The sequence below is a fragment of the Enterobacter kobei genome, from assembly GCF_001729765.1.
GTDB classification, from domain to species: domain Bacteria; phylum Pseudomonadota; class Gammaproteobacteria; order Enterobacterales; family Enterobacteriaceae; genus Enterobacter; species Enterobacter kobei.
This window is the reverse complement of record NZ_CP017181.1, coordinates 1,668,138-1,690,279: the sequence shown is the minus strand read 5'-3', so window position 1 is coordinate 1,690,279 and position 22,142 is coordinate 1,668,138. Positions and strand designations below refer to the sequence as shown.

The window sequence follows — 22,142 nt, the reverse complement described above, 5'->3', positions numbered from 1 at the left end:
ATAAAGCCTGATAAAATGCGGACGGAGCGAAAAATTGAGGATGTTCACGCCCCGCCACGTTGCACCATTTCAATGCAAAGCACCAGTCTGACGCCCCATTATCGTTGTTCGAGTTCGTCCAGCTGCTGATAAAGGGAAGCAATCTCGTGAATGCGCGGACGGCCTTTATCGAGACTGTCATGCAGGAAGGCATTCGCCAGCAGGTTGATGAGGCTGTTGACCGAGGAATAGCTGTCATAGGCCGAAACGCTGTCCAGCGGGGCGCAGAGCTGCCAGCTCGCCAGCGGAAACAGGCTGTGCGCCTGCGGCTCGCACATCAGCAGCACCGGAATACCGCTACTCTGAAGCTGCTGCATCAGCGGGCGGATAATGCGCGGACGGCGGCGAAAGGCCATCATCACCACCAGATCGTGAGGGGTTAAATCCACCAGTTCTTCGCTCAGGCTCTGGCCTGGCTGAGGGAGCACCAGCACCTGACCCCGCGCCTGCAGCAGCTGCTGGCGCAGGTGGAGCGCCGCGGGATAGGCGTTACGCATGCCAATAATGACAATGCGCCGCGCCTTCACCATACAGGCCATGGCGTCGGCAAACTGCTGAGCATCGAGAGCATTGACACACTGGGTCAGGTTCGCCATCTCCTGCTTATAATGGCGCGCCAGTAGCGTATTGCCCTGCACCGCGTCGCGGTTATCGGTAAGCGGCATCCCGCTCTGACGCAGGGTGCGCAGCTCGTCACGCATCTCTTTATACTTCTCATAGCCCAGACGCTTGAACAGACGGCTCACCGTGGCTTTCGATACCCCGCTCAGCTGCGCCAGCTCGGCACTGTTATAGCTAATAAGGTCGTCAAAATGATCGAAAATGAAATCCGCCACCCGCTGCTCCTGCGGCGACAGTGACGGGTATTGCGCTTTCAGTCGTTCATCAAGCTGTTCCATAACGCCTCTGTAACGTTTGTTTCATCTCATACTCACTATTCATTAAGCATGCCAGCTTCTGCGGCAACTGGCATGAAACTTTTTATTCAGAACTGGAACAGCTTTTGCAGCACCTTGTGACTTTAAGGGTTATGAGGACGCTTCATGCAAAGTAATGTCTCCACACACGGGATGGCTGTTGCCCCCCACCACCTTGCCAGCCAGAGTGCGCTGGCCGTCCTGCGCGAAGGCGGCAGCGCGATAGAAGCCATGGTCGCGGCGGCGGCCACCATTGCCGTAGTTTACCCGCACATGAACGGGCTGGGTGGCGATGGCTTCTGGCTTATCGTGCCGCCGGAAGGGGATCCGATCGCCATTGATGCCAGCGGTGCGGCGGGATCGCGCGCGACGCTCGCGGCCTACGACGGGCTCCCGCATATCCCCCATCGCGGCCCTCAGGCGGCGCTGACCGTTGCCGGCACGGTGAGCGGCTGGGACGAGGCGCTGAAGGTCTCGCGCGAGATGACGGGCAAGGCGCTGCCGCTGTCCCGCCTGCTGGCCGACGCCATTGAGTACGCGCAAAACGGTACCCCGGTCACGGCGTCACAGGCGCATGCCACCGCCAGTAAATTTGACGAGCTAAAGGACGTTCCCGGCTTTGCCGAAACCTGGCTGGTGGACGGCAAGCCACCGCCGGTCGGGAGCCGTTTTTACCAGCCCGCCATGGCCACGACCCTTTCGCGCCTGGTGGAAGACGGTCTGGACAGTTTTTATCGCGGCCCGCTGGCGGAGGTGCTGGCGCAGGGTATGGAGACGCTGGGCCTGCCGGTCACGCTGGCCGATCTACACGCCCACGTCGCCCGGCGTACCTCGCCGCTGAAGTTGCAGCATCAGCAGGGAGAAATTTATAACCACGCCCCGCCGACCCAGGGGCTGGTGTCGCTGGCGATACTCGGCATCACAGACCGCCTGAATATGGCGGAGGCTGACGATGCGGGGACGATTCACCGCATTGTTGAAGCCACCAAGCTGGCCTTTGGCCTGCGCGATGCGCACATTACCGATCCGCGCGAGCTGAAAACGGATATTCAGGCACTGCTGGCACCCACCGCCCTTCAGGCGCTTGCCGACAGGGTTGACGACAGCCGTGCCGCGCCGTGGGGCACCGGCAAAGGTCCCGGCGATACGGTGTGGATGGGCGTGATGGATAACAGCGGGCTTGCCGTGTCGTTTATCCAGAGTATTTATCACGAATTTGGCAGCGGCGTGGTACTGCCCGATACCGGCATCGTCTGGCAGAACCGGGGCGCATCGTTCAGTCTCGACCCCAGTCATCTTCTGGCCCTCGCGCCGGGCAAACAGCCTTTCCACACCCTGAACCCGGCGGCGGCGCGCCTCAAGGACGGGCGCGTGATGGTCTATGGCTCGATGGGCGGCGATGGACAGCCGCAAACGCAGGCCACGCTGTTTACCCGCTATGTGGTCCAGGGTGCGCCCCTGCAGGAGAGCATCGCTCGCCCGCGCTGGCTGCTGGGGCGTACCTGGGGACAAACGTCGGACACGTTAAAACTGGAAGGACGCTTTTCGGATGAGACCGTGTCACAGCTCAGGGCGCGTGGACACGACGTGGAGATCTGCCCGGACTTCAGTGAAGCCATGGGCCACGCGGGGGCGATTGTTCGCCACCCCAACGGGCTGTTTGAAGGGGCGTTTGATCCGCGCAGCAACGGCGCGGCCGCCGGATTTTGAGGAGAGAATAATGACGACACAACAACCCGACTGGCATGCCTATCTCGCGCAAATGGAGACCGTTCTTGGCGTGACGCTGGATGATGCCCGCCGCGCCGAGCTGCAGGTACAGTTCAGCCGCATTGCCAGCATGGCCGCTCCATTGATGGCGCTGCCGCTCGATGACCGTCTGGAGATTGCAGGAGTGTATAAAGCATGACGCTACACGAGATGAGTATCAGCGCAATCCAGCAGGCGCTGAGTGCGGGCGAGCTGAGCGCCCATGAGATTGCCCGTCAGACGCTGGAGGCGATAGCGCGCGTGAACCCGCAGATCAACGCCTGGACCGCCGTGACGGAAGCGCGCATGCTCGCCGAGGCCGCGAATATCGACACCCTGCGCCGCGAAAAGCGCCCCCTGCCACCGCTGGCGGGCGTGCCCTATGCGGTGAAAAACCTGTTTGACGTTGCCGGGCATACTACCCTCGCCGGGGCCGAGCTGTTCAGCCAGCGCCCTCCCGCGGCCACTGACAGTTTTGCCGTACGTCAGCTGCGTAGCGCGGGCGGGTTACTGACCGGGATGGTGAATATGGATGCCTACGCCTACGGCTTTACCACCGAAAACAGCCACTACGGCGCGACGCATAACCCGCACGACCTGACGCGCATCGCGGGCGGTTCGTCCGGCGGTTCAGCCGCCGCCGTGGCCGCCGGGCTGGTGCATTTTTCGCTCGGCACCGACACCAACGGCTCCATTCGCGTTCCGGCATCCCTGTGCGGGATTTATGGCCTGAAACCCACCTTTGGCCGCCTGTCGCGATCCGGTAGCCATCCGTTTGTCGCGAGTCTGGATCATATCGGACCCTTTGCGCGCCGCGTGTGCGATCTGGCGTCGGTGTACGACGCGCTTCAGGGGCGCGATACCCGCGACGGTTTTCAGGCAGAACGCTCGCGCGAGGAGACGCGTCCCCTGCTCGAACGCGGTCTGGACGGCCTGCGCTGTGCGGTGCTTGGCGGCTACTTCACCACCTGGTGCGACGCGGAGGCCCGGGACGCCGTGGCGCGGGTGGCGAAGGCCCTCGACGTGCAGGACGAGCTGCAGTTCCCCGACGCCGGGCTGGCGCGCTCCGCGGCGTTTATCACCAGCGCCTCGGAAGGGGGTAACCAGTACCTGCCCGCGCTTCGCCGCGAGCCTGAGCGTTTTGAACCCCATTCCCGCGAACGGCTTCTGGCAGGCGCGATGATCCCTTCCGCCTGGTATATTCAGGCCCAGCGGTTTCGCGCTCAGGCGCGTCAGGCGTTCAACGCCTTGTTTGAACAAGCCGATGTCCTGATCGCCCCCGCAACGCCGCGTAGCGCCACGCGGATCGGTGAGCAAACCATGGAGATTAACGGTCAGCCGCTGCCCATTCGCGCCAGCATGGGCATGCTCACTCAACCGATTTCGTTCCTGGGTTTGCCGGTGACCACCGTTCCGCTACGCACCGCCCGGGGTATGCCGATTGGCCTGCAGCTGATTGCCGCGCCGTTTAACGAGCAGGCCTGCCTGCGCGTCGCGCGCGTGCTGGAAGAGAGTGGCATCACCGATGCCCGCCCGGCGGAGGTGGCGGCATGATCAATCACGATGATATTAACCTGCCGTGGGTGGTAGCCGAAGTGACGGCGGTGTTTTACCGCTATGAAGATGCGCTGGTGAGCAACAACATTGCCGTGCTGGATGAACTGTTCTGGCACGACAAAAATACGGTGCGTCTGGGGGCAGGTGAAAACCTGTACGGCATTGATGAAATCCGCGCCTTTCGTGCGGCGCGCCCGTCAGCCGGGCTGGCGCGAACGTTGCGTCACACCGTCATCACCACCTTCGGGGAGAATTATGCCGTGTGCAGTACCGAGTTTACCCGTGAAGGCAGCGAACGCATCGGCCGCCAGCAGCAAACATGGGTGCGGTTTGCCTGTGGGTGGCGGATCGTGGCGGCGCAGGTGAGTTTGATGTCATAACGCGACCGGGCAGGCGACGTCCTGTAGGCCGGGTAAGGCGCAGCCGCCACCCGGCAAAACATCGCACAATTATTTCAGAAACGGATGCACCTCCCGCCAGTGGTCGGCAATCTGCTGGCGGGTACAGACCCACACCTGCTCATGCTGCTGCACGTAATCCAGGAACCGCTGCAGCGCGCGAAAACGCCCCGGCCGCCCCAGCAGGCGGCAGTGCATGCCAATAGACATCATTTTCGGCGCGCGCTCCCCCTCCTCGTACAGCACGTCAAAACTGTCCTTCAGATACGTATAAAACTGCTCGGCGGTGTTAAACCCCTGCGCGGTGGCAAAGCGCATATCGTTAGCATCCAGCGTATAGGGCACAATCAGGTGCGGTTTACGGGTCCCGTCGCTACAGGCCACTTCCGTCCAGAAGGGTAAGTCATCGCCATAGTAGTCGCTGTCGTAGTCGAAGCCGCCATGCTCCACGACCAGCTGGCGCGTGTTGGGGCTATCGCGCCCGGTGTACCAGCCTGTGGGCGGTTTGCCAAACAGATCGGTCAGCACGTGCACCGCTTTATGCAGATGCTCGCGTTCCTGGGCGATGTCCATATGCTGATAGTGGATCCAGCGCCAGCCGTGGCTGACCACGTCATAATCCGCCGCTTTAATCGCTTCGACGATTTCCGGATGACGCGCCAGCGCCATCGCTACGCCAAAGACCGTCAGCGGCAGACCGCGTTTTTGAAATTCAGTGTGGATGCGCCAGAACCCGGCGCGGCTGCCGTATTCGTAGAGCGAGTCCATCGACATGTGCCTGTCCGGGTAGCTTGCGGCACCGATGATGTCCGACAGGAACTGCTCGGATCCGGCATCGCCGTGCAGAACGTGGTTTTCCGCTCCTTCCTCGTAATTGAGTATAAACTGCACGGCGATGCGCGCCTGATTCGGCCACCGCGCGTGCGGTGGGTTGCCTGCGTAACCGCGCAGATCGCGCGGGTAATCCTGTTCAAAAGTCCCCATTGCCACCCCCAAAAATTAAAATGGATTCAGTGCCTGAAATTGTCCGCTTAACGCTTTATTTTCCGGGAAGGCCAGATCCCCGTTCTTGCTGGTCGACAGCCCCAGCGCCACCAGCGACTCCACCATCTTCACCGCCGCGCTGACGCCGTCGATAACCGGCACGCGCAGTTCGCGCGTCAGCTCCTGCGCCAGCGTCGCCATGCCGCCGCAGCCCAGCACGATGGCCCCGCAGCCATCCTCTTTCAGCGCCTGTATACAGCGCGCGCGCACCTTTTCCTGCGCCAGGCCGCTGCCGTCTTCCAGCGCCAGCACCGGGAGATCGATGGCATGCAGCGCCGCGCAGTGGTCCTGAAAGCCATACTGATGCAGCAGATGGCGGGCGATAATCAACGTGCGCGGCAGCGTGGTGACCACCGAAAAGCGCGTCGCCACCAGCGTCGCCATATGCATGGCGGCTTCAGCAATCCCTACCACCGGCCCCTGGGCCAGCTCGCGCGCCGCCAGCAGACCCGGGTCGCCAAAGCAGGCAATAACGTGACCATCCACGCCCTGCTGTCTGCCGAGTTTGACCTGTTCGAGAACGCCCACGGCAGCAATGGCCTCGTCAAAGTGGCCTTCGATGGACGGCACGCCTGCGGTCGGGCAGACCGCGAGGATTTCCGTTCCCGGTGCAGCCACCGCACGGGCTGCCGCACCGATGGTTTCCGTCATGGCGAGGCTGGTGTTGGGGTTGATCACTTGTATACAGACAGACGACATTACGACTCCTTGTGGCCGGCAAACAGCCGGGCAAAATCAGGCAGACACTCGCCCGCCCGCTCGAAGCTGAGGCTGGCGACGATATGTTCAAAATGGTGCATTAAGGCCTCGCTAAGCGGCTGGAGCGCCTTCTGGCGCAGCAGATCCACCAGCTGTTCGTGATCGTTGCAGCGACAGCCCTGCCGCCACGGCGCGCCCCAGGTGGCAATCACCAGCGATGAACGCTGGCTCAGGCCGGTCACCATCTCCGTCAGCACCTGGTTGCCGGAGATGGCCTGTAGCTGAATGTGAAAATTGGCGGAGTGGCGGATCGCCGCCGGGCCGTCATAGGCCTCGTGCGCCTGCTGCTCCTGACGAATAATGGCCTCCAGTGCTGCCAGATGCGGCGGCTGGCAGTGGGCCAGCACGTCCGGCAGATTAGCGACCTCCAGCAGCGCGCGGGTGCGGAAGATGTGCCGCGCCTCTTCTACCGTCGGGCTGGCGACGTGTGCACCACGTTTGGGCGTTAAGGTGACCATTTGCACAGCGGCGAGTCGTTGCAGCACCTTTCGGATGCCGGTACGGCTCACGCCAAACACCTCGGCCAGCGCCTCTTCCGGCAATTTGCTCCCCGGCAGCAACTGATGTTCGACAATTGCGGTCATCAGCGCCTGAAAGATGGATTCGTCTTTGTCATGCAGGTCTGGCGCGGTCTGCAGGCCATTTACGTTGTTCATTCACCACTCCGTGCTTTACCTTTCGTTATCGAATCGTATACATAAAAATAAAATATTGCATACAAGATTTATTATTTTGGCCTGGATCCTGCAACACCGTTTGCACTCCCACTCAACGGGTTTTCATTCACAGGAGCAGGTTTCATGCCAAACAGTCAAAACGCGCAGCAGGGTACGGCCGCTGATTCCGGTGCGGTTTACAGCCCACGTCTTTGCAATGAGGATCTGGCACCCACGCGTGACCAGAACTGGAGCTGGTACAACATCTTTTCATTCTGGATGTCGGACGTTCACAGCATGGGGGGATATGTGGTCGCCGCGAGCTTCTTTACGCTCGGGCTGGCAAGCTGGCAGGTGTTACTCTGCCTGCTGGTGGGGATTTGTATTGTGCAACTGTGCGCCAACCTGGTCGCAAAACCGAGCCAGATGGCGGGCGTGCCCTATGCCGTGATCAGCCGTCAGGCGTTCGGCGTCTTTGGGGCGAACATTCCGGCGGTGATCCGCGGGCTTATCGCCTTTGCGTGGTATGGCATCCAGACCTACCTGGCCGCCAACGCCCTGATGCTGGTGGCACTGAAGTTCTGGCCGTCGCTCTCTTCACTCACCACCGGCGCGTTCCTCGGCCTGTCACATCTGGGCTGGATCTGCTTCGCCATCATGTGGGTATTGCAGGCGATGGTTTTCTGGCACGGGATGAGCGCCATCAAGCGCTTCATTGATATCGCCGGTCCGGCGGTCTACGTAGTGATGCTGGCCCTTGCGGGCTGGATTGTATACAAGACCGGTTTTGACGGGATCTCCTTTACCCTCGCCAGCAAATCCCTGACCGCGGGCGAGCAAACCTGGCAGATGATCACCGCGACCGCGCTGGTGGTCTCCTACTTCTCCGGCCCGCTGCTCAACTTTGGTGACTTCTCCCGCTACGGGAAAAGCATGGGGGAGATCCGCCGCGGTAACCGCTGGGGTCTGCCGTTTAACTTCCTGCTGTTCTCCATCGTCACCGTGGTGATTGTCTCCGGTACCCAGTCGCTGTTTGGCCGCATGATCACCGACCCGATTGAAACCGTCAGCCGTGTGGGTAACGATCTGGCCGTGGCGATTGGCCTGCTGACGATGATCACCGCCACCATCGGGATTAACATTGTGGCGAACTTTGTCTCGCCAGCCTTTGATTTCTCTAACTGCTCGCCGCAGAAGATCAGCTTCCGCACCGGGGGAATGATTGCTGCCGTCGGCTCGATCCTGCTCACCCCGTGGAACCTGTTCAACTCACCGGAGTTAATCCACTACACCCTGGACGTGCTCGGGGCGTTTATCGGCCCGCTGTTCGGCATACTGATTGCCGATTTCTACCTGATTAAACGCGGCAAGGTGTCGGTTGACGACCTGTTCGATGACACGCCAAAGGGCAAATACTGGTATCGCAACGGCTTTAACCCGAAAGCCATCGGCGCGCTGATCCCGTCCGTTGCCGTGGGCCTGGTGATTAGCTTTATCCCGGCCCTGCATGAGGTGGCGAACTTCAGCTGGTTCATCGGCGTCTTCCTCGGCGGCGTGACCTACCGCTGGCTGGCGCGGGAAGATCGCGAGACAGCAGGCGCGACGACGTTCAGCTCCCGCGTGGCAACGCAAAAAGAGTAACCCTTCCCTCCTCCTCTGGCCGCAGCGTAACTGCGGCCCGTTCATTCTGGCACTGTTCTTGCTGCGCTTTCTCACCCCGCTACGCAAACACGAAGGCAGGAACCATGATGGAATACCAGACTGCGATACGCGGTACATTTTTTGACATTGCCCAGGTCTGCGACAGCGCAGACACCATTGCCGAACACGCGCGCTACCTTGAGGACGGGCTGCTGTTTATTCAGAATGGTCACATTCTGGCGCACATGCCCTGGCAGGAGGGCGAGCAGTATCTTGACCCCCACAAGGGCTACACCGACCTGCGCGGTAAGCTGCTGCTGCCCGGTTTTATCGATACCCATGTGCATTATCCGCAAACGGAGATGATCGGCGCCTTTGGCGAGCAGCTGCTGGAGTGGCTGACCACCTATACCTTCCCGGTGGAGAGCCAGTTTGCCGATGAAGCCTACGCGAAAGAGATCGCCGAATTTTTCATTAACCAGCTGGTGAGCAATGGCACCACCACCGCGCTGGTGTTCTGCACGCTGCATCCGGAATCGGTCGAGGCGCTGTTTACTGAGGCGCTGCGCCTCAACATGCGCCTTATCGCCGGGAAGGTGATGATGGACAGACACGCGCCGGACTACCTGAGCGAGGACGCGAAACAGAGCTACCGGCAGACGCGCGAGCTGATCCAGCGCTGGCATCACCGGGGGCGGCTGGGCTATGCCATTACGCCACGCTTTGCCCCGACGTCATCCCCCGAGTTGCTCGCCGCGGTCAGCCTGCTGAGAGAGGAGTTTCCGGATACCTGGCTGCAAACCCATCTGAGCGAAAACCCAAACGAAGTGGCCTGGGTGAACGACCTCTGGCCGGAGCATGAACGCTATCTGGACGTGTATCACCACTACGGCCTGACCGGCGAGCGCAGCGTGTTTGCCCACGCCATCCACCTGCACCACAGCGAGTGGCAATGCCTGCATGACACCGGTTCGGCGGTGGCGTTTTGCCCCACCTCGAACCTGTTTCTCGGTAGCGGGCTGTTTCGCCTGCCCGCCTGCTGGCAGCACAGAGTGCGGATGGGCATCGGCACTGACGTGGGCGCGGGCACCACCTTCAGCATGCTGCGTACCCTGGGGGAAGCGTACAAGGTGGGTCAGCTCCAGAGCTACCGTCTCCGCGCCAGCGAGGCGTTTTATCACGCCACGCTGGGCGGCGCGCACGCCCTCCGGCTTGACGAGAAGATTGGCAACTTCACGCCCGGCAAAGAGGCGGATTTCGTCGTCATCGACCCGGACGTAACGCCGCTGCAGCGCCTGCGCAATCGCCGCTGCCAGGACATTTACGAGCAGCTCTTTGTGCTGATGACCCTGGGCGATGAGCGCAACATCAGCGAAACCTGGGTCAACGGCGTGCAGGTGTGGTCAGCTGCCCCGGTAGGTTGACCAGCCACCGGGCGCAATCACAAACGGCAGATGGAAATGCTCGTCTGCCGATTCTCCCGTCACAAACTCAATCTGCGCGCAGGGATAGATCGTCTCACGGCCTGTGTCGCTAAACCACTTACCGATTTCGGCCACCAGCCGGTAGCGGCCTTTTGCCAGGTTCGGGACGAATTCTGTGATGCGCCCACTGGCGTTCGTGACGCCAGTCGCCATGATCTCCCCGTCCCGCTCAAGATGAACCGTCACGCCCTCGGCGGGTTTCCCCGTTGAAATATCGAGAATATGGGTGCTGAGTGTGCTCATTCGCTAATGACTCCTTCCAGCCGCAGCAGCGTAATTTCCCGCAGCTGTTCCAGCGCGGTCAATACTTCCTGCGTATCGTTGTTTTCCAGCCGCGCGTTCAGCGCCTGTAAGATCTCTTCTCCGCTGCGGCCCTTCGCGCGGATAAGAAAGACCCGTCCGAAACGGGCTTCATAGCGGGCGTTTCCCTCCCGTAACGCCTGCGTCAGGGCAGCATCGCGGTCATTCACCGCGCCCTGTTCCTGCCGCGACAGTGCTGCCTCCGCCTGGGAACCCGCGGGCTTTTCCCCGATACGCGGATGGGCGCTCAGGGCTAGCGTTAACGCCGTCTCATCCCAGCATTGCGTCAGCGCCAGTGCCGTACTGAACACGTCTTCCCGGCGGGAATAGGGCCGCCCGCGTACCAGGGCTTCAGCCCAGCCGGGGATCGCCACGCAGGGGTGGAGCCGCGCGAGAGCCTCTTTCTCAGGAAGCCTATTAAAGTCGTGCAGTGCGATCATAGTATCTCCTTGATTATCCTCTTTCAGGTCATTGCACAAACCACGCCACTCCTTGCCTGAGTGTGAAACAGTTGATTCCGTATAGCTTAACTGGAAATTTTTGATTCAAAAAAAGGCAAGCTCACCGCGTCTGCGCACCTTAGCAGTGCAAACCTGCCCTTCACAACGCCGTTTTCACCCCGTTGCAGCCTGGTACGCAAATTGCTGAATGGCTTTACACCCTGCAAAAGGAGAGAAGCATGAAAGCAATCGTTATTGGTGCGGGAATTGGCGGCCTGAGCGCCGCTGTTGCGCTGAAGAAAGCGGGCATCGACTGTACCGTGTTTGAAGCCGTCAAAGCGATCAAGCCCGTCGGAGCGGCCATCTCCATCTGGCCTAACGGCGTGAAATGCATGCAGCACCTCGGCATGGGCGACATCATCGAGACGTACGGCGGGCCGATGCGTTTTATGGCCTACAAAGATTACCGGCGCGGCGATACCCTGACCCGCTTTAGCCTCGCGCCGCTGGTCGAGCGCACCGGCGGGCGTCCCTGCCCCGTCTCGCGCGCGGAACTTCAGCGCGAAATGCTGGACTTCTGGGGGCGCGATAACGTGCAGTTTGGCAAGCGCGTCGAACGTGTCCGGGAAGATGACGCGGGCGTGAGCGTCACCTTCACCGATGGCACCGCGGCAACCGGGGATTTTCTGATTGCCGCCGACGGCAGCCACTCGGCGGTTCGTCCGTATGTGCTGGGGTATACGCCGGAGCGCCGCTACGCCGGTTACGTGAACTGGAACGGGCTGGTGAAGATTGATGAAGAGATTGCCCCGGCGCACCAGTGGACCACCTTCGTTGGTGAGGGCAAACGCGTATCGCTGATGCCCGTCTCCGGCGGACGCTTCTACTTCTTCTTTGACGTGCCGCTCCCTGCGGGTCTGGCAGAAGATCGCACTACCCTGCGTGCCGATCTTACGGGCTACTTCCGCGGCTGGGCGCCGCCGGTGCAAAAGCTTATCGCCGCGCTCGATCCTGACACCACTAACCGGATTGAAATCCACGACATCGAACCGTTCGATACCCTGGTGCGCGGCAACGTCGCGCTGCTCGGCGATGCCGGGCACAGCACCACGCCGGATATCGGCCAGGGCGGCTGTGCAGCGATGGAAGATGCCGTGGTGCTGGGCGAATGCCTGCGAGAGAACCACAACATTACGCTGGCGCTGCGACAGTACGAAGCGCTGCGCTGCGACCGGGTGCGTGACCTGGTGCTGAAGGCGCGCAAACGCTGCGACGTCACCCACGGCAAAGACATGACGTTGACGCAGGCCTGGTATCAGGAGCTGAAAGAGGAGACCGGGGAGCGCATCATCAACGGTCTGTGCGAAACCATTCAGGGCGGCCCGTTAGGCTGAACAAGAGGGACAACGATGAAAAGAGAACCGACTCCACCCGCCCACTGTACTTTTGAGCCAGAGGACTGGCTGCGCCTGGCGAAATGCTGGCATCCGGTTGCACGCGCCTGCGACATCGGCCCGGCACCGGTTAAAGCAACCCTGCTGGATGAACAGCTGGTCATTTACCGGATTAACGACCAGGTCGTGGTCGCCCGGGATGTCTGTCCGCACCGTGGCGTGCCGCTGACGCTGGGCTTTCACGATGAGCACGGCATTATTTGTCCGTACCACGGCTTACGCTTCGGAGAGGACGGGCGCTGCAACCGTATCCCGTCCAGCCCCGACCAGCCCGTTCCGGCGAAGCTGAACCTGATTAACTACGCCGTGGAGGAGCGCTTTGGCCTGATCTGGACCTGTCTGGCCTTTGACCCGGATAATCCGGTACCGCTGCCCGCCATGCCGCACTGGGATGACGACGGATTCCAGCAGATTAACTGCCCGGCGTTCGAGGTGAATGGCTTCGCCGGTCGCCAGGTGGAAGGATTTCTGGACGTAGCGCACTTTGCCTGGATCCACACCGATACCTTTGCCGATCCCAATAATCAGCTGGTTCCCACCTATCAGCCGCAGGAGACGCCGTTCGGTTTCGTGGCCGATTACTGGAGTTCCGTGAGCAACTATCCCGCCAGTTCAGACGTCCAGGCTCCGGAGGGCTTCCAGTGGCTGCGTCATTTTGAAATGCATCTGCCGTTTACCGCCACGCTGACGATCCATTTCCCGGGGGAATCCCGACTGGTGATTATGAACGCCGCGTCGCCGGTATCATCGCGGGTGACCCGGATGTTCGCCCCTATCGCGCGCAACTTCGATCTGCATATTCCGGTGGAAGATGTGCATGCCTTCAATCTGCGTATTTTTGAAGAAGACCGTCTGATGGTCGAAACCCAGCGCCCGGAAAGCCTGCCGCTGGATCTGACGCTCGAAGCCCATATCCCGGCGGATAAAAGCTCGATTGCCTACCGTCGGGGACTGAAAAAGATGGGATTCGGCGAATTTTTCCTGGTATGACGGAGGCCAATATGTTGAGCGTTATCGTTGATGGGCTGTGGCGTGAGGGGGATAAAAGCCTCGCCGTCAGGCTGGTGGCGGAAAACGGCGCCGCGCTACCGGCGTGGCAGCCCGGCGCGCATATTGATGTACACCTGCCCTGCGGCCTGGTGCGCCAGTATTCCCTGACCGGAGCCTGTGAGGACGAAGGGTATCTTATCTGCGTGGGGCGCGAAACCGCCTCGCGCGGCGGGTCGCGCTACGTTCACGAGACGCTGCGGCCTGGACAGAAACTCACGATCTCCACCCCACGCAATCTGTTCCCGCTCGTTCAGGCAGAGCGGGTTTTACTCCTGGCTGCGGGCATTGGCATTACGCCGCTGTTTGCGATGGCCCTGCAGCTGAAGGCGGCCGGAACGCCGTTTACGCTGCATTATTACGTTAAAAATCGCGAAAGCGCGGCGTTTGTTCAGGAACTCTCAAAGTACGGTGAGTGCATCATTCATACCCTCAGCCCCCGCTCAGCGCTGGCAGAACATCTCCCCATACCGGAAGCGGGACTGCATGCCTGGGTGTGCGGACCTGCGGGTTTTATGGAGAAAGTCCGCAATGTGGCAAAGACGAAGGGATGGGATAACGCCCACATTCACAGCGAGGCGTTTCAGCCTGCTGCGCCTGCCGCTGGTCATGAAACCGGCGAGATCTTTACCGTTAAACTGGCCTCCACCGGGGAGCGCTGGCCGGTGCCTGCGGATAAGACCATTGCCCAGGTCTTACAGGCAAACGGCGTAGACGTACCGCTGTCCTGTGAAATGGGGATCTGCGGCGCCTGCCTGACGCCGGTGATTGACGGCGTGGTGGATCACCGGGACAGCGTGCAGTCGGAGGCGGAAAAAGGCGCAACAAACCAGCAGGTGGCGCTCTGCTGCTCGCGGAGCCATTCGGGGGAGCTGGTGATTGGGCTGTAAAACGACATCAACATTTTAGCGGCCCTTCTTGCCGGGTGGCGCTGTGCTTACCCGGCCTACAATCCGTAACAATATCAATATATTGCACTATTCATTGTAGGTCCGTGCAAGCGTAGCGCCGCCGGGCGAAACTCACACATCGCTTTTTGCCAGCCCGTAAACGGGATCGCTATCCTGCCACGCGTACTCAATATGGCTGGCCTGCTCGCGCGCCAGGGCATCATCGCCCTGTAATCGCGCCGCCAGGGTAAAGGCGAAATCAAATACGTTACCCAGGCCGCGACCGCTCAGCAGATTGCCGTCTTCCACCACCTCGGCATCGACGTACCTGCCCTCGCTGACTGTTTTCCACAGATCGCCGGAACAGACGTAGCGGCGCCCCTTCAGCAGCCCGTTACCGCCCAGCACACGGGCGGCGGCGGAACAAATCGGGCAGATATATTTGCCCATTTCATCGTGGCGGCGGACGAAGGCGATGACCTCCGCGCTTTTCGCCAGGTTAACGCTGCCCTCCGGGCCGCCCGGTAACACCACGGCGTCAAAGGTGCAATCGAAACTGGCTTTGAGGGTGCTGTCCGCCACCATTGAGATGGCGTGATAGCTCACCACTTCGCGGCTCTCGCCGCAGGCAATCGTCTGCACCGTAATATTCAGGCGACGCAGGATATCAATGGTGACGATCGCTTCCCCCTCTTCAAAACCGGGGGCCAATAGCACGGCTACGCTTTTCATTTTGCTCTCCATGGCTTCAGGGTTACCAGTACGGGTGCCAAATCTGTCGCAGCCGCGCCAGCAGCTCGAGATAGAAATAGTCTCCCCAGCTACAGCACTGATCGACCCCCTTGCCGCTGCCCATATGATAAACCGAGTGTTACAGCAGCCCTTCGGTCGGATCGTCGTCGTGGGCAAGGTAGTTATCGGTCAGCGACAGCGCAATACGCAGCGCCATCTCTTCGTAATACGCACGGTTTGCGTCGAGCGTCGGCAGCGCCTTGACCAGCTCCAGCAGACCGCAAGCGGCAATCGCCGCCGCTGAACTGTCGCGCACGGCGTCGGTGCCGAGCAGCGCCAGATCCCAGTGGCACACATCATCTTCCGGCAAACGGTTGAGGAAGTAATGTGCCAGACTGCGTGACAGCTCAACCATCTGCTTATCGCCGGTGTGCTGATAGCTGAGCAGGAAGCCGTAAATGCCCCATGCCTGCCCGCGCGACCAGCACGAGGTGTCGCTGTAGCCCTGATGGGTATTACCAAAGCGCGGCTCACCCGTCTGCACATCCATATAGTATGTGTGATACGTCGAGGCATCTTCCCGCACGATAAAGTTCGCAGCCTGTCCGGCGTGAGCCGTCGCCGCTTGCGCATAGCGCGGATCCCCGGTCTGTTCGCTGGCCCAGTACAGCAGCGGCAGGTTCATGTTGCAGTCGATGATCATTCGCCCCTGCTGCTCCGGGTCGTTTAAATCACCCCATGCCTGGATAATCCTGGCCGTTGGGTTAAAACGCTCCATCAGGCGCTCGGCTGCCAGCAGCGCCGACCGGCGAGCGGCTTCGTTGCCGGTGAGGCGCCAGGCGCTGATGCAGGAGAGCGAATAGAGAAAACCAAGATCGTGCGTTGCCGTGTCGATACGCTGCTCAATACGCCGGGCGAACGACGATAAATAGCGCTCGGCGGCGTCACGATAATGCGCTTTGCCCGTCATCTCCCACGCCAGCCACAGCTGGCCTGGCCAAAAACTGGTGGTCCATTCCACGTTATCGGTGCGCGGCCAGACGCCCTTCTCACAGGCTTCGCCGGGGAATTTATCGCCGAAGGCAACAATATTTTTGTCGAGCTTGCGCGTTACGCGGGTTAACGCCGCTTCCAGCTTCTGGCTCAGGGCCAGGCGATCGACCTGATGCAGTTCGATCGGCCGCAGCGCTTCGGTGATAACAGATTTGGTCATAACAACTCCTGAATTAATGTTTGGCCGGTTCAACCGGGGCGGAATCTAATGCCGGAGCAAAGGGGCGTGAGACATCGCACTTAGACTGGCAGCGCGACAGCGTAAAGGCGGAAATCAGCGTAAATATCAGGGCGCAGCAGCCCATCAGCAGATAGGTATGCTCAAAGCCTATCTTGTCGTACAGATAGCCAGCAGGTGGGGCGACCACAATCGACCCCACGTAAATCATCGCCTGGTAGCCCAGCAGGTACATCGTGGCGTTAATCCGACGATGGAAGTGTTCGGCGATGTATTTAAAGACCGAGATCAGCAGCAGCGCGATCTCGACGCCATAAAACGGTTTGATGATAGAGATCACTATCGGGTCACTGGTGAGTCCGGAGGCGATCAGCCGAGCCCCGACCACGCAGCCGCAGAACACCAGGCCGCGCTTGGCGCCGTAGTGATTCACCAGCCACGGGATACACATCATCATCAGGAATTCCATACCCGACTGGACGGTGCTCAGGTAGCCGTACCAGGCATTTCCCTGCTCTTTGGTGGCGAAGAATGATACGAAGTAGCGCGGGAATTGCTGTTCGGCGATAAACATCATCCACGCCACCCCGGCGACGTAGAGGCTGAACATCCAGAATTTGCGGTTTTTCAGGAGCATCAGCACATCGGCGAAGACAATCTTATTGGCGGAAATAACGCTGTTATTACGCAGCTGCTCATCGCCGATTTTGAGGCTAATCAGCACCAGCAGCATCAGTACCGAGGTACCGCTGCTGAGCAGAAAGTTGGCCAGCGGCGTGACGTTAAACAACAGCCCGGAGACCGAAGCCGCCATCGCCCAGCCCAGCGAACCCCACATTCTGATGCGGCCAAACTCCAGCCCGTACAGGCGGCTAAAGCGGTCAGCGTAAGATTCAGACGCCGCCACGCCAGCGTACCAGCCCAGGCTCAGATACAGCGCGCCGATGATAATCCCGGCCATCGCATGGCTTTCCAGCAGCGGCTGGTATACCAGCGCAAAAAACGGTGCCATCAGCGCAGAAATGGCGCAGACAAAATAGAGCAGCCACTTGCTCATGCCGATTTTGTCCATGATGTAGCCATACACCGGCTTCAGGACAACCGCGAAGACGCCATTGATGGCGAACACGCTGCCGATAGTGATGCTATCGAGGCCCACTTTCTGGCTCAGCCACAAGGCGTACAGGCCAAAGCTGGATGACCAGGTGAAGAAGTAGAGAAAAATAAAGGTACTCATTTTGTACTGTGCGGCGCGTACGGACGATGATGTGCTCATAGCGATGTCTCCGGGGCCAGAACGAGCGTCGTTTCTTGTCGTGCCATCACGAAGCGTACCGCGTCATCGCTAATGAAGGCCTGCGGGCAGTGTTGCGGATCGAAGCCTGCGGCATTTCCCGCCCACACCGCGCTTGTCAGCAAATGCGTGCCGGGGTCGAGTTCACCGCGCAGCAGCGGCACTGCCGCGCGCTCGGCAAACAACAGATTACTGTTTGGCGGCGTCACCACCGTTTCGCCGCGGCGGGCGTGCGGATGTAAACAGAAAATGGCTGAGGCATCCTGGGCATTGCGTAACCAGCAGGCGCTTTCCATCTCCTGCGCCTGCGGCTGTGGGCGGTTCGCGAGGCTAAAGCCCCCTTCCGCGCAATCCAGCGCGCGTTGAGTATTGATACGATGGACGCGCAGTTGCCAGTCGCCCAGCGCCAGCAGCCAGCTCTCAATCACCACGTCGCGCCACGGCAGCCAGCGGCTGTAAATGGTGCCGTCAGCGGTGACCACGTGCTGGCATTCACGGCGACCACGCCAGTAGTTATCTTTTTCGGCCAGCAGCAGCATCGAATCGGGTGCGGCATGGTTCAGGCCGTAGCGCCCGCGTTCGAGGGTGAAGCCAAAGCGGGTGGAATAGGCAAATTTGCAGTATTTCGCTTCGGTATTCACGAAGTTGTTCAGCTCCAGCTGGCCGGACGTCAGCATCCACAGGTGATCGGCCTGATGCACCACCACCTGATCCGCGTGGGCTATCGTGTGCTGCGCGGGCAATGGCGGCAGCGGCAGCTCGGCCGCCTGCCAGAAGGCGTCGCCCTCATCTAATGCCAGTACCAGCAGGGTCTTCAGGCCCCAGTACGGTGAACCCGGCGCGTTGTAGTCTTCCGCCATCGCCAGATTCGGGTAGCTGTAGCCGACGCTCAGTATGCCGTCGCGGTCGAATATCGGCTGCTTCAGCCACCAGCGCAGATGGCGCAGCACGATGCCCTTAATCACGCCAGGCGAAAAGACCTCCAGCCCGGCGAAAGCCGCCGCACTCCAGAACGCCGCCTCGGCAAAGCGGTAGGTCAGGCTACGGCCAAACGGGATCGCCGCGCCGTCTTCGGCAAAGAAATGGATAAAGTCAGAGGAGAAACGCGCGGCGCGATCGCGCAGGGTTGCACACCGCGTTGGATCAACATCGGCCATTAGCTTCGCGTAAATCAGTCCATAGAAATGGAAGCCCATCGAGATGTAATAGTCGCGCGGCCGGCCCGGACCATCGGAGTACCAGCCATCGCCAAGATAGTAGTGCTCCATGGCAGCGAAATGATTTTCCAGCGCCTGCGGATGGGTCGGCATGCCACAATAATGGAAGCCAACCTGCACCAGAATCGGAAAGAAGTGCCAGTTGTTATCGGGGATATCCTGGGTCTCGCACTGCTTTAGCCAGCGCCATAGATTCTCTTTCTCCGTCTCAGTGAAATGTGCCAAGACGGTTTCGCCCGCCAGCGCCAGCAGTAACCCGTAAGCCGCCATTTCGACGATTCGCTGATCGAAAGGGCCGACATCGCCCCAGTAATCAGCATGCTGCGGATTGGTGCCGTTTTTTATCGCCTGTAAATAGAAAGAGAAGTGTTGCGGCTCGCTGCCGCCAGCCAACAATGGCGTGATGCCCCACAGCAGGCGGGAAAAGGTTTCCATGCTCGCGACCTGCTGGCCGTAGTGAGCGGTAAAGTTCGCTAAATCAATGCGGCTGGCGTCTTTTTTAAAATAAGGCGTCACCGCGTTCAGCATATCGTTAACCAGCCGCAGTACCTCATCACGGCTCGTCAGTGGGTTATCCACATGAATATTTTCAGGTTGCACAGGGTCCTCCCGCATAACACGAGGGTAGAGATAAGTTATTGTTATTTGGCTTTTTAAAGCCACGAGTGCGACGTCTGAATGAAGAGTAACCGCTTTTATTCCCGGTGCTGAGTGAGCAGACTCACAAAATTAAACCGGCATTTCATTTTTGCTGGATTTTGTCGATCGAGAGAGGGATAAATTACAAATGATGGTCTAAAAATTTAAATCTGTTGTCCTGGAGGTCAAATGGGTGAAACGCAACTGCTGGAACGCATTACGCTCGATCGGCAGGCCATTTCATTTAACCGCATGTACACCACCAGCGCGGTTTACTACCACTGGCATCAGTGCGTTGAATTGCTCTATATTTCCAGCGGTTATGGCATCGTGGTGGTGGACAATCAGCACTACACCGCCCGTCCGGGGCGTTTATTTGTCTTCCCGCCCTTCCGTTTGCACAAAGTGCAGGTTGATCATAGCGATAAGAACCCCTACCACCGCACCACCATGCACATTGCGCAATCGGTCGTCGAAAGTGCGCTCAGCACCTTTCCGCGCCATCAGGCCCGCTTCGCCTCGCTGGCCGCCAGCAATCTCCCGGCACAAATTTACGATCTCAGCACGCACGCGGCGTTTATTGAGAGAATACTTGAACAGTTTCAGCGCCTGGAGGACAACGCGCAGACCGAGGCCTGCGAGGTGGCATTTCTGGTGATGCAGCTCATGACATGTCTGCCCGAGCAGCCGCAGCCCTACCCGCCGCGCCAGCAGACCGTCGCCTCGCGGATAATGAGCTGGGTCGAAGCCCACTATGGCAGCAAGTTTTCGCTCGATCGGTTAGCGCACGACCTGGGGCTCTCGCGAAGCTATACCTCACGCATTTTCCGCCAGCAGACCGGCGGTAGCATCCACGAATATTTGCTGACCCGGCGGATTAAAAGCAGCTGCGATCTGTTACGGTACAGCGATGAGCCTGTTGACGCCATTGCACTGGCAGTGGGGTTTAGCGAGGTGACCTATTTCATTACCTGCTTTAAAAAGATGATGCGTCAGACGCCGCTGCAGTATCGACGGAGTAACTCCGGCACCAGAATTCCCGGTTAAGGCGGTTTTAACAAACAAAAAACCCAGGTCGCATAACGACCTGGGTTTCGAATTTGGCGGAAGCGTAGAGATTCGAACTCTAGAACCCTTTCGGGTCGCCGGTTTTCAAGACCGGTGCCTTCAACCGCTCGGCCACGCTTCCAAAGTGAGGCGCACTATAAACATCTATTAGCGCCTTGTAAAGCAGGAATTTTTCTATTTCTACGCCCTGGCGTTTAACTGCGCAAAAAATCGCTCATTCCACGATCCCCGCGTCGCTCTCTCCCACTTGTACATACCGTTACACGGCAACGCTCATCCTTCTAAATCGCTCTGGTATAGAATGCCCCAAAATAGACGGCCATTTGTTGTGTAATTGTTATAAAGCCGGTTATTAACGGATTTTAGAAAATTGCCGCCATGTAGTCTTACTGGTTAATGATGAAAATCAAAAATACGTTTTGCTTACATATCCTGATGGCAGCCCTGGCCATTTTATTCCTCAGCATTCACCCGCTGGTGACCAGCTTTGATCCGCCGCTTAAATTCCAGCCGCTGATCAAATCCATGGCGGGCACACCGAAAGAACAAGCGGAAAAAATTGCCACCATTTCCCATGCCCTGGAGGGGAATGCCATTTTCTTCATTGGTGCCTCTGAAGTTGCCACCTCCGAAGATGAACATTACGCGGTCTATCATTATTTTAATCAGCAATTACACCAACCCGTCGTGGCGTATGGCGATGCGTTTGTCGATGATGAAACACAATTTTTACTGTTTTCACGTTTTAAAAATAGCCTTAACGCAAACAGTAAAGTGGTTTTATTGTTGGCACCTGACAGCTTTTACTCAAAAGGTCTGCCACCCGCTATCTATGCGGATAATTTTCCGGGCTCTGTTTTTGATCCCCTGATGAAGGATCCGCAGGCACGTCCGATCCTCGTGAATTATTTAAAACATATTGATGCTAAAGAGATAAGCCATTTAACCTTTGGGCAAATGCGTGTCTTCGGCTGGCACCCCGATCTGATTTGGGATGAGATCGGTTTCCAGTTCGCTAATTTTTGTACCCTGATAAAAAACGACTGGCTGTCGCTGCTCAATATCAGGCCTGAGACGGCGCAACCCTGGCCGCAACAGCCAACCACCCACATGACTCCGGACTGGAATAAAGAGCTGGCGAATGCCCGTGAATTAAATAAAGTTCGCCAGCAAAGCGCGGCGACCCTGTGGATGGACAAAACGATTTACGAAGAGGACGGTAAGCCGCAGCAGTGGGATGACACGCCGGTGGTGCCCGGCCAATTCGCTGCGTTCAGGAAAACCGTCCAGCTGCTGAAGGCACATCACGTGCAGGTCATTGCTATCGTCGACCCGGTTAACCCGTGGGCGCTTTACCATACCGACACGTTCCGCCCGTACGATAAGCAAATTCAATCCATTCTGAAAGAGAACCAGATCCCTTATTTAGATATGTACGCTATGCCTTATCAGAATGGCTGGAACTGGGACCGACTGCACCCGACTGAACTGGCCTGGGTGCCTATGCTTCGCTTTATTGCACAGAGTTTTAAATAATGAAAATCGCGATCCGTCTGTTTTTCCTTTATCTCCTGCTTGGGATCACC

At 59.1% G+C, this 22,142-nt stretch carries 19 protein-coding genes, 1 tRNA gene and 2 pseudogenes; 11 read left to right on the top strand and 11 right to left on the bottom strand.

Going from position 1 to position 22,142, the window contains the following annotated elements; translation table 11 throughout:
- Positions 1 to 98: 98 nt before the first annotated feature.
- Complete coding sequence (gene hpxU, locus BFV64_RS08035; RefSeq protein WP_069601903.1) at positions 99 to 938, bottom strand: MurR/RpiR family transcriptional regulator HpxU; 840 nt, start codon at positions 936 to 938, stop codon at positions 99 to 101.
- A 144-nt stretch (positions 939 to 1,082) separates the two neighbouring features.
- On the opposite strand from hpxU, the gene hpxW reads away from it, so the two are divergent.
- From hpxW to hpxZ, 4 genes are read left to right on the top strand one after another with little or no spacing between them, the layout of a single operon-like run.
- Positions 1,083 to 2,666 (top strand): oxamate amidohydrolase, encoded by a 1,584-nt coding sequence (hpxW, locus tag BFV64_RS08030; RefSeq protein WP_045281268.1) that lies wholly within the window; start codon positions 1,083 to 1,085, stop codon positions 2,664 to 2,666.
- A gap of 10 nt (positions 2,667 to 2,676) precedes the next feature.
- Positions 2,677 to 2,865 carry an oxalurate catabolism protein HpxX gene (hpxX, locus tag BFV64_RS08025; RefSeq protein WP_023332649.1) on the top strand — a complete coding sequence of 63 codons (189 nt, stop codon included), beginning with the start codon at positions 2,677 to 2,679 and terminating at the stop codon, positions 2,863 to 2,865.
- Positions 2,862 to 4,259 carry an AtzE family amidohydrolase gene (locus tag BFV64_RS08020; RefSeq protein WP_059373456.1) on the top strand — a complete coding sequence of 466 codons (1,398 nt, stop codon included), beginning with the start codon at positions 2,862 to 2,864 and terminating at the stop codon, positions 4,257 to 4,259. Before hpxX ends, BFV64_RS08020 begins: the two co-directional genes overlap by 4 nt.
- Positions 4,256 to 4,642 carry an oxalurate catabolism protein HpxZ gene (hpxZ, locus tag BFV64_RS08015; protein WP_045281270.1) on the top strand — a complete coding sequence of 129 codons (387 nt, stop codon included), beginning with the start codon at positions 4,256 to 4,258 and terminating at the stop codon, positions 4,640 to 4,642. The genes BFV64_RS08020 and hpxZ overlap by 4 nt, the downstream gene beginning before the upstream one ends.
- A 69-nt stretch (positions 4,643 to 4,711) precedes the next feature.
- Here the strand turns inward: hpxZ and puuE are convergent, their stop codons facing one another.
- From puuE to BFV64_RS08000, 3 genes and pseudogenes are all read right to left on the bottom strand, one after another.
- Positions 4,712 to 5,611 carry an allantoinase PuuE gene (gene puuE / locus BFV64_RS08010; protein WP_235611148.1) on the bottom strand — a complete coding sequence of 300 codons (900 nt, stop codon included), beginning with the start codon at positions 5,609 to 5,611 and terminating at the stop codon, positions 4,712 to 4,714.
- Positions 5,532 to 6,403: pseudogene (locus BFV64_RS08005) on the bottom strand (aspartate/glutamate racemase family protein); the annotation flags it as partial. The gene puuE and the pseudogene BFV64_RS08005, both read right to left, overlap by 80 nt.
- The gene (locus tag BFV64_RS08000; RefSeq protein ID WP_069601901.1) at positions 6,403 to 7,119 is read right to left on the bottom strand and encodes a GntR family transcriptional regulator; all 717 of its coding nucleotides are present in this window, start codon (positions 7,117 to 7,119) and stop codon (positions 6,403 to 6,405) included. The gene BFV64_RS08000 and the pseudogene BFV64_RS08005, both read right to left, overlap by 1 nt.
- Before the next feature lie 144 nt (positions 7,120 to 7,263).
- Between BFV64_RS08000 and BFV64_RS07995 the strand changes: the two genes are divergently transcribed.
- Positions 7,264 to 8,760 (top strand): NCS1 family nucleobase:cation symporter-1, encoded by a 1,497-nt coding sequence (locus tag BFV64_RS07995; RefSeq protein ID WP_023332644.1) that lies wholly within the window; start codon positions 7,264 to 7,266, stop codon positions 8,758 to 8,760.
- Between the two features lie 107 nt (positions 8,761 to 8,867).
- A complete protein-coding gene (gene guaD / locus BFV64_RS07990) occupies positions 8,868 to 10,184 on the top strand; it encodes a guanine deaminase (RefSeq protein WP_023332643.1) in 1,317 nt (438 codons plus the stop codon).
- On the opposite strand, the gene uraH is transcribed toward guaD, so the two are convergent.
- The gene (gene uraH / locus BFV64_RS07985; RefSeq protein ID WP_023332642.1) at positions 10,164 to 10,487 is read right to left on the bottom strand and encodes a hydroxyisourate hydrolase; all 324 of its coding nucleotides are present in this window, start codon (positions 10,485 to 10,487) and stop codon (positions 10,164 to 10,166) included. The genes guaD and uraH overlap by 21 nt on opposite strands.
- Complete coding sequence (gene uraD, locus BFV64_RS07980; protein WP_069601900.1) at positions 10,484 to 10,984, bottom strand: 2-oxo-4-hydroxy-4-carboxy-5-ureidoimidazoline decarboxylase; 501 nt, start codon at positions 10,982 to 10,984, stop codon at positions 10,484 to 10,486. The genes uraH and uraD overlap by 4 nt, the downstream gene beginning before the upstream one ends.
- A gap of 239 nt (positions 10,985 to 11,223) precedes the next feature.
- Between uraD and hpxO the strand changes: the two genes are divergently transcribed.
- The 3 genes from hpxO to BFV64_RS07965 are packed head-to-tail and all read left to right on the top strand — an operon-like array spanning position 11,224 to position 14,375.
- On the top strand, positions 11,224 to 12,378 hold the full coding sequence (hpxO, locus tag BFV64_RS07975) for an FAD-dependent urate hydroxylase HpxO (RefSeq protein ID WP_023337051.1): 1,155 nt from the start codon (positions 11,224 to 11,226) through the stop codon (positions 12,376 to 12,378).
- Positions 12,379 to 12,393: 15 nt separating this feature from the next.
- Positions 12,394 to 13,428 (top strand): molybdenum cofactor-independent xanthine hydroxylase subunit HpxD, encoded by a 1,035-nt coding sequence (gene hpxD / locus BFV64_RS07970; protein WP_014883280.1) that lies wholly within the window; start codon positions 12,394 to 12,396, stop codon positions 13,426 to 13,428.
- Between the two features lie 11 nt (positions 13,429 to 13,439).
- On the top strand, positions 13,440 to 14,375 hold the full coding sequence (locus tag BFV64_RS07965) for a PDR/VanB family oxidoreductase (protein ID WP_014883279.1): 936 nt from the start codon (positions 13,440 to 13,442) through the stop codon (positions 14,373 to 14,375).
- A gap of 132 nt (positions 14,376 to 14,507) precedes the next feature.
- On the opposite strand, the gene BFV64_RS07960 is transcribed toward BFV64_RS07965, so the two are convergent.
- From BFV64_RS07960 to BFV64_RS07945, 4 genes and pseudogenes are all read right to left on the bottom strand, one after another.
- Positions 14,508 to 15,107 carry a DJ-1/PfpI family protein gene (locus tag BFV64_RS07960; RefSeq protein ID WP_014883278.1) on the bottom strand — a complete coding sequence of 200 codons (600 nt, stop codon included), beginning with the start codon at positions 15,105 to 15,107 and terminating at the stop codon, positions 14,508 to 14,510.
- A gap of 22 nt (positions 15,108 to 15,129) precedes the next feature.
- A pseudogene (locus BFV64_RS07955) lies at positions 15,130 to 16,320 on the bottom strand (glycoside hydrolase family 88 protein).
- 13 nt (positions 16,321 to 16,333) lie between these two features.
- Positions 16,334 to 17,614 carry an oligosaccharide MFS transporter gene (locus tag BFV64_RS07950; protein ID WP_069601899.1) on the bottom strand — a complete coding sequence of 427 codons (1,281 nt, stop codon included), beginning with the start codon at positions 17,612 to 17,614 and terminating at the stop codon, positions 16,334 to 16,336.
- Positions 17,611 to 19,449, bottom strand: a complete 1,839-nt coding sequence (locus BFV64_RS07945) for a DUF2264 domain-containing protein (protein ID WP_069601898.1) — start codon at positions 19,447 to 19,449, stop codon at positions 17,611 to 17,613. Before BFV64_RS07945 ends, BFV64_RS07950 begins: the two co-directional genes overlap by 4 nt.
- A gap of 228 nt (positions 19,450 to 19,677) precedes the next feature.
- Here BFV64_RS07945 and BFV64_RS07940 point away from each other — a divergent pair, with 228 nt between their 5' ends.
- Positions 19,678 to 20,535 carry an AraC family transcriptional regulator gene (locus tag BFV64_RS07940; protein ID WP_069601897.1) on the top strand — a complete coding sequence of 286 codons (858 nt, stop codon included), beginning with the start codon at positions 19,678 to 19,680 and terminating at the stop codon, positions 20,533 to 20,535.
- Positions 20,536 to 20,589: 54 nt separating this feature from the next.
- On the opposite strand, the gene BFV64_RS07935 is transcribed toward BFV64_RS07940, so the two are convergent.
- Positions 20,590 to 20,677, bottom strand: a tRNA-Ser gene (locus tag BFV64_RS07935).
- Between the two features lie 278 nt (positions 20,678 to 20,955).
- Between BFV64_RS07935 and BFV64_RS07930 the strand changes: the two genes are divergently transcribed.
- Positions 20,956 to 22,092, top strand: a complete 1,137-nt coding sequence (locus BFV64_RS07930; protein ID WP_045134641.1) for a D-alanyl-lipoteichoic acid biosynthesis protein DltD — start codon at positions 20,956 to 20,958, stop codon at positions 22,090 to 22,092.
- The last annotated feature ends 50 nt before the right edge of the window (positions 22,093 to 22,142 follow it).